The organism is Streptomyces sp. NPDC001135 (assembly GCF_053598395.1).
The window spans coordinates 1-15,652 of sequence record NZ_JBSFKD010000003.1; the positions used below are offsets into that span (position 1 = coordinate 1).

The window sequence follows — 15,652 nt, forward strand, 5'->3', positions numbered from 1 at the left end:
GGTGTTTCCGACTCTATCAGATCTTTTCTCGATCCGATTTCCTCGGTGCTTTCCAGGTTCCCGCTTCCGCGTTTCCCTTTCCGGCGGTTCCGACTCTATCAGATCCTTTCGGTGTCTGACTCCCAGTCAGGGGGGTTGTCTTCCCGGCCGTTGGGCCGTTCCGACGTCTCAAACCTTAGCGGATCCGCTCGGCTTTTCCCAATCGGGCCACCGGGCTTCCCGTCGAATTGAATTTCGGGCACGCCGAAAACAACCCGTGCGGGAGATCGTGCTGTAGGTGTGAGGGGCGCCGCTCGGGGCGGCTGAGGTGTTGCTGCGGAACCGTTACGGCTCCGTGGCAACCCGAAGAACTTTACGGAACGGGGAGGGGCGTGTCAACCGGCCCCTGTCAAGATCTTTTCCGCACCCTCAGTCGAGGTCGCTGAGGCGCCCGCCGGCGTCCGGCTGGGCGTGTTCCACCCTGCGCAGGAGGCGGGTCAGCACCTCGCCGAGGACCGCTCGCTCCGCCGGCGTGAGGTCCTGGAGCAGGTCCTCCTCGAAGACGGTCGCCATGCGCATTGCCTCCAGCCACTTCTCCCGTCCCTCCGGGGTCAGCTCGACGATGACCCGTACGCGATTGGTTTCGTCCCGCTCACGGGTCACCAGTCCTTCGGAGACCATGCGGTCGATCCGGTGGGTCATCGCGGCCGGGGTGAGGCCGAGGCGCTTGGCGAGGTCGCTGGGGCCCATGCGGTAGGGGGCGCCGGAGAGGACCAGAGCCTTGAGTACCTCCCACTCGGCGTTGCTGATACCGAGGGCGGAGGTCTGGCGGCCGTAGGCGACGTTCATACGGCGGTTGAGCCGGGACAGCGCCGACACGATCTTCTCGACCTGGGGGTCGAGGTCCCGGAACTCGCGCTGGTAGGCGGCGATCTGCTCGTCGAGGGTCGGCTCGGTGACGTCGGGGGCGGTGTCGGCCATGGCCGCAGTATCGCACGCGGCGCCTTTGCCTTGAAGTCCTTCGATGTGTACTCTTTAGCTTCGAACTTTAGCTTCGAAGTCTTCACACCTAACTAGTGAGAGAGGTGAACGTGACCAGGGCGATGGGCGCAGCGATGCGCCGGATCCACGTGGGCAACGCACTCAGCGCGTTCGGGCTCGGTTTCACGGTCCCGTACCTGTACGTCTATGTGGCGCAGGTGCGGGGGCTGGGAGCCATGACGGCGGGACTCGTGCTCGCCGTCTTCGCCGTGGCCGCGCTGATCGTGCTGCCGTTCGCCGGCAGGGCGATCGTGCGGCGCGGCCCACTGCCGGTCCTGCTCGCCGCCCTGGTCACCGCCGCGCTCGGCGCGCTGAGCCTGGGGCTGGCGGGCAGTGCCGCCGCCGTACTGCTGTCGGCCGCGGCGCTCGGTGCCGGGCAGGCCGTGATGCAGCCGGCGCTGGCGACGATGATCGTGGACTGCTCCTCGGCCGACACCCGGTCGCGGGCGTTCGCGATGCAGTTCTTCCTGCAGAACCTGGGGCTCGGCGTCGGCGGCCTCATCGGCGGTCATCTCGTCGACACCACGCGCGTGTCGTCGTTCACGCTGCTGTTCGCGATCGAGGCGGCGATGTTCCTGCTGCTGGTCGGCGTGATGGCGACGGTGCGGATGCCGCACTCGCCGCGGATGGAGGAGGCTCCCACGGCGTCGGGCAAGGGCAGCTGGAGGCAGTTGGTCGGGAACCGGGCGATGGTGCAGCTGTGCGTGCTGGGCTTCGTGCTGTTCTTCGCCTGCTACGGCCAGTTCGAGTCGGGGCTGAGCGCGTACGGCGTCGAGGCCGCCGGGATATCCACCTCCGCGCTGGGGACGGCCCTGGCCGCGAACACGCTGATGATCGTGGTCGCCCAGTTCGCCGTGCTGAAGTTCGTGGAGCGGCGTCGGCGGTCCCGGGTGATCGCCGGGGTGGGCCTCATCTGGGCCGTCGCCTGGCTGGCCGCCGGGTACGCGGGGCTGGGGCACGGCAGCCAGGAGATGGCGACGGCCGCCTTCGTGTCGACGTACGCGCTGTTCGGGCTGGGTGAGGCGATGCTGTCGCCGACGGTCGCGCCGCTGGTCGCCGATCTGGCGCCGGAGGGCATGGCCGGGCAGTACAACTCGGCGTTCGCGCTGGTCAAGCAGCTGGCCCTGGCCGTCGGTCCGGCGGTGGGCGGGCCCCTGGGCGCCTCGCTGCACGCGCCGTACATCGTGACCTTCCTGCTGTTCTCGCTGGGGATCACCGTCCTGGCGCTGCGGCTCGGGCGGCGGCTCACCGCCGTGCAGGACCAGCCGTGGTCGGCCCGCGAGAGCCGGCTGGTGGCGCGCGGTGGTGCGCCTGCGGAGCCGGTGGCGGCGGAGGCGTGAGCCCCGTGTGAGCCCATGGACCAGCCCGCTGTGGTCCTGGACGGCCGTCACCTTCTGGTGGCGGCCGTCGCCGTGTGCCGGCCCCCTCGGCTCAGCGGGCCGCGGTGACCAGGGTCGCCGTGAAGGGGACGGTCGCCGTGCCGTCCGGGGCCAGGCGGGGGGCGAGCTGGTCGCGGACCACGTCACCCGCTCGGGTGAGCGCGTCCTCGCCGCCGGCTTCCTCGATCAGGGCACCCCAGGAGGTACAGGCCAGCTGGTCGCGGGCGTAGGAGTCCAGTGGGGGCAGGGCGATGCCGAAGCTGACCTCGCGGTGGGCGACATCGCGGTAGCCGGCCTTGTGCAGGGCCGAGGTCAACAGCTCGGCGGTGCAGGAGAAGGCTTCCGAGAGAGCCTCGGCGGCCTCGGGGCTGCCGTGGTCCTCGATGGCGTGGAGCTGGGCGCGGAAGTAGGGCTGCCGGTCCAGGGCGGCCCATACGGTCGCGGCGAAGCGGCCTCCGGGGCGGGTTACCCGGGCCGTCTCGGCGAGGGCGGCGGCGAGGTCGGGGAAGAACTGGACGCCCTGCTGGCAGACGACGACGTCGAAGGCTCCCTCGGGGTGGGGGAGCCGGTCGGCGGGGGCCACGGTGAACTCGATGTCGGGGTAGAGACGGGGGTGGCGTTCCCGGGCCACCCGGATCATGCCCTCGTCGATGTCGGTGCCGTAGACCCGGCCGGTGGGGCCGACCAGTGCGGCTGCCGCGCGGGCGGTGAAGCCGGTGCCGCAGGCGAGGTCGAGGACCGCGGCCCCCGGCCACAGGTCCACGGCGTCCAGGAGGGCGGTCGCGAACGGCGTGTTGATCGGGGCGGCGTAGGTCTCGTACCGCTCGGACTGGGTGCCTTTGAGGTGAAAACCCGGTGCGTCTGCCATGAGAGAGGCTTTAGCACCGGGCAGGCCGCTCGGCGAGATGCCGCGCAGAGGGTCACGCCTTGTTCGCCGGCAGGACGAACTCGCACCACACCGCCTTGCCGCCGCCCGGGGTGCGGCGGCAGCCCCAGTTCGAGGCGATGGTCGCCACGATCGCGATGCCGCGGCCGGACTCGTCGGCGGGTTCGGCGCGGCGGCGCCGGGGCAGGTGGTCGTCGCCGTCGGTGACCTCGACGATCAGGCGGCGGTCGGTGCGGCGCAGCCGCAGCCGCATGGGCGGGGTGCCGTGCTGGAGACTGTTGGCGACGAGTTCGCTGGTGGCGAGGACGCCGAGGTCGTGCAGTTCGGCGGGGAAGCGCCAGCTGGTGAGGACGCCGGAGGCGAAGGCACGCGCGCGGGGAGCCGCTTCGACGCCGCCGAGGAGTTCCAGGGCGGCATTGCGGAAGAGGTCGCCGTCGGGGCCCGTACGGGCGGGGTGCTGGAGGACGAGGACGGCGACGTCGTCGTCGTGGTCGGCGGTGACGCCGGCCGAGCGGACCAGGCGGTCGCAGACCACCTGCGGGGTGCCGGTGGCGCCGGCGAGGGCGCCTTCGAGAGCGGCGATGCCTTCGTCCAGGTCCTCGTCGCGGCGCTCGACCAGGCCGTCGGTGTAGAGGACGGCGGTGGCGCCGGGGCCGAGGGCGATGGAGCCGGAGGAGTGCATCCAGCCGCCGGTGCCGAGCGGGGGGCCGGTGGGTTCGTCGGCGCGGGAGACCGTGCCGTTCTCGTCGCGGACCAGGATCGGCAGGTGGCCGGCGGAGGCGTACACCAGGCGGCCCTCGTTGGGGTCGTGGACGGCGTAGACGCAGGTGGCGATCTGGTTGGGGTCGATCTCGGCGGCGAGGCCGTCGAGGAGCTGGAGCACCTCGTGCGGGGGCAGGTCGAGGCGGGCGTACGCCCGGACGGCCGTCCGCAGTTGGCCCATCACGGCCGCCGCGCGCACCCCCCGCCCCATGACGTCGCCGATGACCAGGGCGGTGCGGCCGCCGCCGAGGGTGATCACGTCGTACCAGTCGCCGCCGACCGCGGCCTCGGTGCCGCCGGGCTGGTACGTGGCGGCGATGCGCAGGTCGTCGGGCTGTTCCAGTTCCTGGGGGAGGAGGGACCGCTGGAGGGTGACGGCGGTCTCGCGCTGGCGGCGCTCGCTGGCGCGCAGGCGTTCGGCGGCCTCGGCGTGGTCGGTGACGTCGGTGGCGAACACGAGGACGCCGCCGTCGCGGTCGCCGTCCTCGGCGACGGGGGTGCAGGTGAAGGTGTAGGACCGGCCGTCGACGGCCTTGCGGGACTTCAGGGTGCGCGGCTTGCCGCTGCGCAGCACCTGGTCGAGGAGCGGGAGCAGGCCCAGTTCGGCGAGCTCCGGGAGCGCCTCACGCGCGGGCGCGTCCGTGGGCCGTGCGCCGAAGGCCGCCGCGTAGGCGTCGTTGACGTAGCCGATGCGGTGGTCCGGGCCGTGCACGAGCGCGACGAGGGCCGGGACGCGGTCGAGGACGTCGCGCGCGGGCAGTTCGTCGACGGCGGGCACCGGGGATGTGCCGTCGGCCGGCTGTTCGGCGCGGGCCGCGGGCACGGAGCCTTCCCCCCGCCGGTCCGGGGAGACCGGGGTCTCGGTCCGCGCGGCGGCGCGGCGCTGCGTTCCGGGGAGCCGGGCGCTCCAGCGCGTGAAGTTCACTTGGGAAGAAGCCTCGTGGGTGCTGTGGGCGGGTGGGTGGCCCGGCCGCGGACGTGGGGCAGTCTGACAGGGGCGGCGCCTCGGCGACATCCGTCAGACGCCTGGGCGGGCCGGGGAGTTCCTGGGTCCGGTCAGGACGACCCCTTCGGGTTGTCCGAGGGGCTGTGAGGAGGCTTTCCACCGGCCGCGAGTTCGAACTCCGCTCGCGGATGTTCGAGTGAACCGAGCGAGACGATCTCCCGTTTGAAGAGCCCGGCGAGGGTCCATTCCGCCAGGACGCGGGCCTTGCGGTTGACGGTGGGCACCCTGCTGAGGTGGTAGACGCGGTGCATCAACCAGGCAGGGTAGCCCTTCAGCTTGTGCCCGTAGACCTGGGCGACTCCTTTGTGCAGGCCGAGGGAGGCGACGGAGCCGACGTACTTGTGGGCGTACGTCTCCAGGGGCTCGCCGCGCAGGGCGTGGGCGATGTTGTCGCCGAGGACCTTGGCCTGGCGTACGGCGTGCTGGGCGTTCGGCGCGGTCTCGGTGCCGGGTTCGGCGGCGGTGACGTCGGGTACGGCCGCCGCGTCGCCCGCTCCCCAGGCGTGTTCCGCGCCGTCGACGGTCAGCTGGGCGGTGCACTTCAGCCGGCCGTGCCCGGTGAGCGGCAGGTCGGTGGCGGCGAGCAGCGGGTGGGGTTTGACGCCGGCGGTCCACACGACCGTACGGGTCGGGAAGCGCTGGCCGTCGCTGAGGACGGCGACGCGGTCGGCGCAGGAGTCCAGGCGGGTTTCGAGGAGCACCTGGATGTTGCGGCGGCGCAGCTCGGTGACGGTGTAGCGGCCCATCTCGGCGCCGACCTCGGGCAGGATCCGGTCGGAGGCCTCCACGAGGATCCACTTCAGGTCCTCGGGGCGGACGTTGTGGTAGTAGCGCGCGGTGTAGCGGGCCATGTCCTCCAGTTCGCCGAGCGCCTCCACGCCGGCGTAGCCGCCGCCGACGAAGACGAAGGTGAGGGCGGCGTCGCGGATGGCGGGGTCGCGGGTGGAGGAGGCGATGTCCATCTGCTCGATGACGTGGTTGCGCAGGCCGATGGCCTCTTCGACGGTCTTGAAGCCGATGCCGTACTCGGCGAGGCCCGGGATGGGCAGCGTGCGGGAGATCGAGCCGGGGGCGAGCACGAGTTCGTCGTAGCCGAGGAGTTCGGCCGCCCTGCCTTCCCCGGCGGTGGCGAGGGTGTGGACGGCGGCGGTGCGCACCGCGTGGTCGATGGAGGTGACCTCGCCGATGACGACGTGGCACTGGTACAGAACGCGGCGCAGCGGTACGACGACATGGCGAGGGGAAATCGAACCCGCGGCTGCTTCGGGGAGGAACGGCTGGTACGTCATGTAGGGGTCGGGGGTGACGACGGTGATCTCGACCTCACCCCGTTTGAGCTCGCCCTTGAGCCTCCGCTGCAGACGCAGGGCCGTGTACATCCCGACGTAGCCGCCGCCGACAACCAGAATGCGCGCACGTTCCTTCACCATCCCATGACGCACCCGGCGCAGGTGTTTGTCCACAGCCCCGGCAATTTGTGTGACCGGCGGCCGGGTGTGCGCGGGGCCGGGCGTGGTGTCCGGGCGGGACGAAAGGGGGCAGGTCAGTGGGGGCGGGCGAGGTGGATGGAAGGTGAGGAAACGGGACGTACAAGACCCGTACTCCGATCGGGGGGCGCACTGTGCGGAACCTGCCCCTTCTGAATTGACCCCCTCTCAACTATGTTCATGTGTCGACGGGGTGTAGGGAATGTGGTTGAGCGGGTGCCGCGACGGGCGGACCCGGTCGGGACCGGCGCACGTTCCGCGCACTCCGCGTTCAGTGACGGGGAGTCTCCGGGGGGAGACGTCATTACCGGGGGAATACATGCATGTTCAGGACACGCATTGGTCATCGGCAACCGCGATCGCGCCCGGCGGTGGCGCGGTGAGCGCGGCGGCGGCCAACGGACGCGCGGACGGGTCGCGTACGACTCCGCTGCGGGTGGACGCACAGCGCAATCTGGAGCACGTGCTGCGTGCGGCGCGTGAGGTCTTCGGCGAGCTGGGGTACGGCGCGCCGATGGAGGACGTGGCGCGGCGCGCGCGGGTGGGTGTCGGCACGGTGTACCGGCGCTTTCCCAGCAAGGACGTGCTGGTCCGGCGGATAGCCGAGGAGGAGACGGCGCGGCTGACCGAGCAGGCGCGGGCCGCGCTGGGGCAGGAGGACGAGCCGTGGTCGGCGCTGTCGCGGTTCCTGCGGACGTCCGTGGCGTCGGGGGCGGGGCGGTTGCTGCCGCCGCAGGTGCTGGTCGGCTCCGCGCAGGGCTCCGCCGGTTCGGCCGAGGCCGTGGGCGAGGCCCGGGTGCCTCAGCAGCGGGTGCAGCCGGGGGCCGGTGAGCTGCGGCTGGTGCCGGGGGAATCCGCTGGGGCTGCCGATGACAGCGGCGTCGGGGTGTTGCTCGAGGTGGTCGGGCAGCTCGTGGAGCGGGCTCGGGCGGCCGGGGAACTGCGGGCGGATGTGTCCGTGGGGGATGTGCTGCTGGTGATCGCCACCGCGGCGCCTTCTCTGCCGGACGCGGCGCAGCAGGCGGCGGCCTCCGCCCGGCTGCTGGAGATTTTGCTGGAGGGGCTCCGGTCCCGGCCGGCGTAGGGGCCGGCCGGGACGGTTCGGGGTGCGGGCGCGCGCAGTCGTCGGGCCGCGGGTCTGATGTGGCTGGTCGCGCCCGCGCGGCGGCAGCCGCGTGCCGATGCGGTCCCACGCCCCTGCGGAACGGCTGCCCGCTCGTTCGGGTGGTGCGCGCGTACCCGTGATGACCAGGGCCCTCGGACGAGTGGATGCCGTGCACGCAGGGTCCTTGACCAAAGGACCCTGTGGCACCCTGAGCCGGTGACGGGTTGGGCTGGGCCGGTGTCGGGGGCTGTCCGCGATGGGCGTTGACGGGTGGGACGAGTCACGCGGTGACGAAGCGGGCGCGGAGGCCGCCGGGCTGACCCCGCCCCAGGTGCCGCACCAGGGCGGGCGTGCGGCTTCCCCCGGCGGGCGGGGCGACGCGAGCGTGCCCGCCCAGCGCGGGGGCAGCGTGCTGCCGCCGCCCCGGGAGACGCCCCCCGACGACGGTGAGCTGATCGCGCGGATGCGCGGCGGTGACGACTCCGCCTACGCGGAGCTCTACCGCCGGCACGCCGACTCCGTACGCCGGTACGCGCGCACCTGCTGCCGGGACGGGCACACCGCCGACGACCTGACGGCGGAGGTCTTCGCCCGGATGCTGCAGGCGGTGCGCGGCGGATCGGGGCCCGAGCACGCCGTTCGGGCCTATCTGCTGACCTCCGTGCGGCGCGTCGCCGCACACTGGACCAGGTCGGCCCGGCGCGAGCAGCTCGTGGACGACTTCGCCGTCTTCTCCCAGCGGGCCTCGCGCGCATCCGAGGTGTCCGACGACGGCACGGTGGACCTCGGCGCCGATGTGCGCGCGATGCACGAGGCCGAGCAGTCCCTGGCCATGCGGGCCTTCCGTTCCCTGCCCGAGCGCTGGCAGGCCGTGCTGTGGCACACCGAGGTGGAGGACGAGTCCCCGAGCGAGGTCGCCGTGCTGTTCGGGCTGGACGCCAACGGCACCCGGGTCCTCGCCAGCCGGGCGCGCGAGGGGCTGAAGCAGGCCTATCTGCAGGCTCACGTCAGCGCCTCGCTCGCCGGCGACGAGGAGTGCGCCCGCTACGCCGACCAGCTCGGCACCTACGCCCGCCGCAAACTGCGCGTCCGCGCCGAACGGGGCCTGCGCAAGCACCTGGAGGAATGCGCCAGGTGCCGGCTGGCCGCCGCGCAGATCGAGGAGGTCGCCGGCGGTATCCCCGCTGTCGTCCCGGTCGCGGTCATCGGCTGGTTCGGGGCCGCCGGGTACGCCAAGGCGCTCGGGATCGTCGCCGGCGGGGCGGGAGCCGGTGCGGCGGGTGCCGCCGCGGCCCCCGGCTCGTCCGGCGGAGCGGGCGGAGCCGCGGCCTCCGAGGCGCTCGGGGCGCCGGTGAAGGCGGGCATCGCGGCCGGTGTGGTCGCGGTGGCCGCCGCCGCGGTGGCGCTGGCCCTGGTGAACGACGGCCACCCGCCGGCGAAGAAGACGGCCGGGCCGCCGCCGCCCGCGCCCGTCGTGCGCTCCGAGCCGCCGGAGCCGACCCCGCCGAAGCAGGTGAAGAAGCCCGCTCCCCGGCCGGTCGTACCGGCTGCCGGGGCGGCCCCCGCCCCGACGCGGACGCCCTCCCCGACCCCCACGCCGAAACCGGCGCCCAAGCCGACTCCCACTCCGGCACCGGCACCGACTCCCACTCCCAATCCCGCGCCCACGCCCACGCCGAAGCCGACCCCGAAGCCCGCTCCGCCGCCGGCGACCGCCGTCTACGAGCTGAGCGACCTCCACTACGACCTCACCGGCGACGGCACCCGGCCCGAGATCCGGCTCGGCGAGAGCAGCTGGGTGTGGCAGCGCTACGGCATGTCGGTCGGCGGCACCCGGTACACGCGCGGGGTGACCGTGCACGGCGAGTCCTCCGTCACCGTCGCCCTCAACCGCCAGTGCACCGCCTACGACGCACTGGCCGGCGTCGACGACATGACACTCGGCCTCGGCAAGGTGTCCTTCTCGGTCTACGCCGACGGGGTCCGGCTGTGGCAGTCCGGGACGGTCAAGGGCAACGACCGGGCCGTGCCCGTCCATGTGGACCTGAGCGGGCGCAGGACCGTACGGCTCGTCGTGCGACCGCACCGCAACCTCTTCGACCGGGCGGCGCTCGCGGACTGGGCCCAGTCCCGGTTCACCTGCCGGTAGCCGTCCTCAGCCGCGCTCCGCGGCCACCTTCGGCGCGCCCAGCTCCCGCAGCACAGCGGCCACGTCGAGGGACGCGCCCCGGGCGCGCTCGGCCGCGTACCGCCCGGCGGGCAGGGCCGCACGGGCTTCGGCCTGCACCCGGACGGCCTCGCCGCGCTCCGGCTCGGGACGCAGATTGCCGTCGCGCCAGTGGTCCGCCGCGGCGAACAGCCGGACCGCGCCGGCCGGGTCGCCGCACCGCGCCCGCAGGCCGGCCGCGGTGTCCACCAGCACCGCCGTGATCGCCTCGGAGCACCGCTGGGCCACGGCTTCGCGCAGCGCCTCCGCGAGGATCGGCAGCCCGTGCTCGGGGCCCGACTCGTCGGCCGCGAGGAGCGCCTCGACGGTGCGCAGGGCCGCCAGGAACTGCGGCGGCGGGTTGCCGCCCCGCGTCACCGCGCACGTCGCCTCGTACAGCTCGCGGGCCTGGACGATCCGCCCGTGGCGCACGGCGATGTGAGCGCGCATCAGCAGGACGAAGGCGCGCGATTCCGGTACCGCGTAGCGGTCGGCGGCCGCTTCCGCCTCGTCCAGGGCGGACAGCGCGGCCTGCGGGTCGCCGGAGCGGTAGGCGATCTCGGCCAGCCGCGCCATCAGGAACGGCGACTCGGCGTAGGCCCCCACCTCGTAGGCGAGGCGCAGCGCCTCCTCGTATTCACCGCGTGCCCGGTCGAACCTGCCGCGCGCCATGGCCGCCTCGCCGGCCGCGCTGCACACCTGGGCCCGCATCCAGCGGTCCCCGACGCGCCGGCTGAGCGTCCGCAGCTCGGCGAGGTCCTCGTCCACGCCCCGCAGGTTGCCGGGGGAGTCGACGGTCATATGGGTGCGGTACATCAGGGAGACACCGACCTCCCAGTCGCCGCCGTACGCACGGCAGTTGGCGACGGCAGCGGCCATGTCCGGGCCGACGTCCACCGGGCCGCCCAGGTAGTAGGCGGTCAGCGGCCAGACGATGCCCGGGAGGCGGGCGGCCCGGGGACCGCCCGGCTCGTAGGCGGCCCGGACGCGCGCGATGTACTGCGGGGAGCGGGGGTCGGTCCCGAGGTGCTCGGGGTTCGACTCGGAGGTCAGGAACAGGTCGAGCATCCGCAGGTCCATCCGCAGCTCCCGCAGCGGGTGCCCGGCCTCGCCGTCGGGGGCGGAGACGAGGGAGCCGATCGGGTCGGCCGACTCGATGAGGGTCGTCAGCGTCTCCGGGTCGTCGGCGTCCGCGGGGGACCCGGAGGGACGGGAAGCCGCCCGGGTGTCCAGGGCCACACCCAGGCGCAGGACCAGCCGGACCCAGGACACCGCCTCCCGGCGGTGGTTGCGCAGCCACCAGAACCAGCCGATGGCGACGACGATCGCGCCCGCCTCCGCCTCGTCGCCTGCGCGGACGGAGCGGTCCAGGGCCGCCCGGACGTTGTCGTGTTCCGTCTCCAGGCGGGAGATCCAGGGCAGCTGGTCCGCCGACCGCAGGCGCGGCTCGGCCTCCTCGACCAGTGCCCGCACCCACGCGCGGTGCCGTCGCTCGGCCGTGGCGCGCAGCCCGGGGACCTCGGCCGCACGCTCGGTGGCGTACTCGTGGATGGTCTCCAGCATGCGGTAGCGCATGCCGCCCGTGGCGTCCGGGGCGGCGACGACGAGGGACTTGTCGACCAGGGCGCCGATCAGGTCGGCCGCCGGGCCGGTGCACACGGCCTCGGCCGCCGTGAGGTCCCAGCCGCCGGCGAACACCGAGACCTCGCGCAGCACCGTGCGCTCGCGCTCGTCCAGCAGGTCCCAGGACCAGTCGACGACCGCGCGCAGGGTCTGCTGGCGGGGCAGGACGGTGCGGCTTCCGGCGGTGAGCAGGCGGAAGCGGTCGTCGAGGCGGTCGGCGATCTGCCGCGGGGTCAGCAGCCTGAGCCGGGCGGCGGCCAGCTCGATGGCGAGCGGCAGCCCGTCCAGGCGGCGGCAGATCTCCGCCACGGCCTCGGTGTCGGCGAGCGCCGCGTCGGCGTCGGGACGGACGGCCTTCGCGCGCTCGGCGAACAGGCGGTGCGCCTGCTCCGGGACGAGGGGCTCGACCGGACGCACCGACTCACCGGGGACGCCCAGGGGTTCACGGCTGGTCGCGAGGATCGTGAGCCCCGGGCAGTGGGTGAGGAGGGTCTCGGCGAGGGCGGCGGCCGCGCCGATGACGTGTTCGCAGTTGTCAAGGACCAGGAGTTGGCTGCGCGGGGCGCAGTACTCGATCAGCAGGGCGACGGGGTCGGCCTGCGGGGTCGCCAGCTCGTTGGTCAGCAGCACGGTCTCGCGCAGACCGAGGGCGCTGACCACCGCGCCGGGCACCGCCTCCGGACGGTCGAGCGGGGCCAGCTCGACCAGCCATGCCTGCGGGAGCCCTGCTGCGGCCTCCTCGGCGAGGCGGGTCTTTCCTGAGCCGCCCGGTCCGGTGAGCGTGACCAGGCGGGCCCTGTGCACATCGGAACGAATGGCGTCGAGTTCGGGTTCCCGCCCGACGAACGACGTCAGACGGGGGCGGATGTTGCCGGTGCGCTCGGGAGGCCGGGCGGGAGGCGGTGCCTTCCGGGGCTCCGGCCGTGGCTGTGGTTCCTGCTGCTGGAGCAACGACGCGTGCAGGGCTTTGAGTTCCGGTCCGGGGTCGGTGCCGAGGGTGTCGGCGAGGGTGCGGCGGGCGGACTCGTACGCGGCGAGGGCGTCGGCGGTGCGGCCCGTGTCGCGCAGGGCGCGGATGAGGAGGGCGTGCAGGGGCTCGTCCAGGGGGTGGGCCGCGGTGAGTTCCGTCAGCTCCGGTACGGCGTCCGGGGCGCGGCCCAGGTCGAGGGCGGCGGCGGCGCGGGCGCGGGTCGCCGTCAGACGCAGGGCGTCGGGGCGGGCGGCGGCGGTGCGGTCGGCCAGGTCGGCGAGGGCGGGGCCGTGCCACAGCGCGAGGGCCTCGGTGAGGGTGCGGTGGGCGGTGGCCGGGTCGCCCGCGGTGAGGGCCTGGGTGCCGGTGCGGGTGAGGCGTTCGAAGACGTACAGGTCGACATCGTCCTCGGTCGCCTCCAGGCGGTAGCCGCCGGGGCCGGAGCTGACGGTCTGTTTGCCGAGGGCTCGGCGGAGGCGGCCGACGAGGGCCTGGAGGGCGGCGGGGGCGTCGCTCGGGCGGTCGTCGGCCCAGATGTCGTCGATGAGGGCTTCGGGGGCGGTGGTGCGGCCCGGGCGCAGGGCCAGTGCGGTGAGGAGCGTGCGCAGGCGTTGGCCGCCGATGGGTACGGGGGTGCCCTGGTCGTCTGCCGCCTCGGTCACGCCCAGGATTCTGTACCGCACCTGGTCATTGTCGCGGCGGCCGCGGGGCGGGTCGACGGGGTTTCGCTCAGCGGTGCCCGATGTGCCGCCCCGGCGGCACGACGGCCGGCTGCGGCGGTGCCCCGGGGCACGCGGCACCGCGGCTCCCCGAAGGGCGCGGGGAGGTGCGCGAACGGCCACGGCGGACCCGGGGACAGGTACGGCGGGGCGCCGCCCCTTCGCAGCCCGCTCAGGCGCCGGAGGCCAAGGCCCCTCTTCTCGGCTGGATCCCGGAGGGCACCGCACGCGCGCGTGCCGGGGTCCCCGTCCAGCAGGTGCCTCGGCGGGACAGGAGGCGGTGGAGCCAGAGTTCGAGGGAGACGAGCTCGGCCAGGCCGTCCAGAGGGAGGGGGTCGCCTGCGGCTGCCGTGCGGAGCGCCTTGCGGACGACGCGGGCCTCCACCAGGCCGGCGTCGGCCAGGAGGGGCGTGGAGAAGAGGTCCAGGAGGGAGTCGGCCGCCCCGCGCAGACCCGCGCGTGCGGCTGCCGCCGAGGACGCGTGCGAGGGGGCGCCCCAGCCGGGCGGAAGGTCGGTGACGCCGGCGCCCTCCAGGACCGTACGCAGGATGGCGGCGCGGGCGCCGGGCTGGACGCGCAGGGCCTCGGGCAGGGCGCGGCAGGCGCGGACGACCTGGTTGTCGAGGAACGGCGCGTGCAGGCGCTGGGAGCGGATCTCGGCGGCCTGTTCGAGGACGCGCAGATCGGCGGCGTAACGGGCGAGGGCGGCACGCGCGCGATAGTCGCCGGGGCGCTGGGCGGCGGCTGCGGAACGGTCCGCCTCCGACTGGAGAAGAACCGATACTTCGGCCAGGGCCTCCCCCGTCAGCCAACGGGCGGCCGGCCCGGGTCTGGCCCACGTCAGCGCGGCGAGGGACGCGCCGACCGCTCCCTTGGGCTCGTCGAAGCGGCGCCGCATCAGCCGCTCGCCCAGCACCTCCAGTCCGGTCCGGTAGGGGGTGCGGGCGAGGCGGCGGGCGGCGCCGTACACGCGCGCGGGGACCATCACCGAGCCGTCGGCCTTGGCGAGCGCGGCGACCGGGCGGACCAGATGACGCCGTTTGCGGTCCATGAGGAGGTCGGCGAGGCGGGCGGGGTGGGCGTCCAGGACCTGCCGGGCGCCGTGGCCGGTGAAGTGGTCGGCGCTGCCCGCGGCGAGCCGGGCGCGGTGCCGGGCGGCCATGACCAGCGAAGGTCCGGGTTCGTCGGTGAGGGGGCCGTCGAGATCGGCGTACGGCAGGGTCTCCTCGCCGCCGGTGACCACCATGTGGTGCAGGCGCGGGTTGGCGGCGAGGGCTCCGGCGCGTTCGAGTTCGGCCTCGCGGCCGGGCACGGTCAGGTCATTGAAGGTGACGGCGACGAGCCGCTCGCCCGCGCCGGTGCCGTGGCCGAGGAGTGTGCCGGGTCTGCCGGGCAGCCCGGCGGCCAGCAGCGCGAGGGTGCCGGAGGCGGGGCCGCCGGAGAGGTCGGCGCCGATACCGGGCGCGGGCATCCCGCGCCGGGCCCGCCGCTCGGCCGGGCCCATGCCGGGCACCGGCCCGGGGTCGAGGCCGGGCACGTGCCGCGGTGCCGACAGCCGGGTGCGGACCGCCTCCACGAGGGCGTCGCGTACGGCGTCCACGGCGCGCCCCGGGTCTGCGGGGGCCGCGGCCACGGCGAGCGAGGCGACCGGCTCGTACCCGGCGATCTCGCGCGCCCCGGCGCGGAGCACGAGCGCGTGCCCCGGCGGAACGCGCCGCACGCCCTCGTACGGGGTGCTGTCGCGCAGCGCGGCCGGTACCTCGGGGGCGGCGAGCAGGGCGGCCAGGTGCGCGAAGTCGAGGTTGGCCTCGATGAGGTCGGCGAGGGGGAGCGCGGCGGTGGCGTAGGCCGTGCCGCCGGCCCAGGGGGTGTGGAAGACCGGGCGGGCACCGGCGAGATCGCCGCAGACGGTGATGCGGCGGCCGACCTTCACGACGGCCGTGTAACTGCCGGGCCAGGCCGTCAGATGGCGCAGTGCGCCCCCGCGCGCGGTGAACAGGCCGCGCCTCAGCTCCTCGTCGGAGGCGCCGCAGATGCCGAGGACGGCGATGTGGCTGTCCGCGTCGGCCCGCACCACGCGCACCTCGTCCGGGCGCCAGTCGCCGACGGCCCACAGCGGATCCGGGTCGCCCCACAGGAGGTGGGAGCCGACCGGGTGCAGCGTCTCGCCGTCGTAACCGGTGGCGCCCGCGGTGCCGGTCCCCGCGACGCCCGCGGCGGTGCTGCTCCACCCCACCAACCACCGCATCGACGCCTCCACAGGCTGTGGACAACAGTGCACCGTACGAACCGGATCCCCATGCTGCCATGAAGGGAGCACTGTGGAGGGGCGGCGGCACCGGCTTCGATCGAGGGACGTGCAAGGCGGGCCGAGGTGAGTACGACTCGAATGCGCCCCCTCTACGCTCCCCCAAGACGCCCTTCGCGCCGTCAAGTTCCATGGTCGGAGCGGATTCCCACGGCGAAGGGCTGGGGCGATTTTCAGCCAA

General features: G+C 74.2%; 9 protein-coding genes. 3 read left to right on the forward strand and 6 right to left on the reverse strand.

The annotated features are described in order from the left end of the window. Window positions 1-408 precede the first annotated feature (408 nt). Complete coding sequence (locus ACWC94_RS05240) at window positions 409-960, reverse strand: MarR family winged helix-turn-helix transcriptional regulator (protein ID WP_450795034.1); 552 nt, start codon at window positions 958-960, stop codon at window positions 409-411. Window positions 961-1,070: 110 nt separating this feature from the next. On the opposite strand from ACWC94_RS05240, the gene ACWC94_RS05245 reads away from it, so the two are divergent. Next, window positions 1,071-2,360, forward strand: coding sequence for an MFS transporter (locus tag ACWC94_RS05245; RefSeq protein ID WP_450795035.1), 1,290 nt, complete (start codon window positions 1,071-1,073; stop codon window positions 2,358-2,360). A 91-nt stretch (window positions 2,361-2,451) separates the two neighbouring features. Here the strand turns inward: ACWC94_RS05245 and ACWC94_RS05250 are convergent, their stop codons facing one another. The 3 genes from ACWC94_RS05250 to ACWC94_RS05260 all read right to left on the reverse strand — a co-directional run bounded on the left by ACWC94_RS05250 (window position 2,452) and on the right by ACWC94_RS05260 (window position 6,483). Next, complete coding sequence (locus ACWC94_RS05250; RefSeq protein WP_450795036.1) at window positions 2,452-3,267, reverse strand: class I SAM-dependent methyltransferase; 816 nt, start codon at window positions 3,265-3,267, stop codon at window positions 2,452-2,454. A 52-nt stretch (window positions 3,268-3,319) separates the two neighbouring features. Next, on the reverse strand, window positions 3,320-4,972 hold the full coding sequence (locus tag ACWC94_RS05255) for an ATP-binding SpoIIE family protein phosphatase (protein WP_450795037.1): 1,653 nt from the start codon (window positions 4,970-4,972) through the stop codon (window positions 3,320-3,322). 131 nt (window positions 4,973-5,103) lie between these two features. Continuing rightward, a complete protein-coding gene (locus ACWC94_RS05260; RefSeq protein WP_450795038.1) occupies window positions 5,104-6,483 on the reverse strand; it encodes an NAD(P)/FAD-dependent oxidoreductase in 1,380 nt (459 codons plus the stop codon). 376 nt (window positions 6,484-6,859) lie between these two features. Here ACWC94_RS05260 and ACWC94_RS05265 point away from each other — a divergent pair, with 376 nt between their 5' ends. Continuing rightward, window positions 6,860-7,624, forward strand: coding sequence for a TetR/AcrR family transcriptional regulator (locus ACWC94_RS05265; RefSeq protein WP_450795039.1), 765 nt, complete (start codon window positions 6,860-6,862; stop codon window positions 7,622-7,624). 277 nt (window positions 7,625-7,901) lie between these two features. Further along, entirely contained in the window at window positions 7,902-9,794 is a 1,893-nt protein-coding gene (locus ACWC94_RS05270) for a sigma-70 family RNA polymerase sigma factor (protein ID WP_450795040.1), read from the forward strand. A 6-nt stretch (window positions 9,795-9,800) separates the two neighbouring features. On the opposite strand, the gene ACWC94_RS05275 is transcribed toward ACWC94_RS05270, so the two are convergent. Next, entirely contained in the window at window positions 9,801-13,127 is a 3,327-nt protein-coding gene (locus ACWC94_RS05275) for a BTAD domain-containing putative transcriptional regulator (protein ID WP_450795041.1), read from the reverse strand. A 208-nt stretch (window positions 13,128-13,335) separates the two neighbouring features. Beyond that, window positions 13,336-15,411: an asparagine synthase-related protein gene (locus ACWC94_RS05280; protein WP_450795042.1), complete on the reverse strand. Its 2,076-nt coding sequence runs from the start codon at window positions 15,409-15,411 to the stop codon at window positions 13,336-13,338. Window positions 15,412-15,652 lie beyond the last annotated feature (241 nt).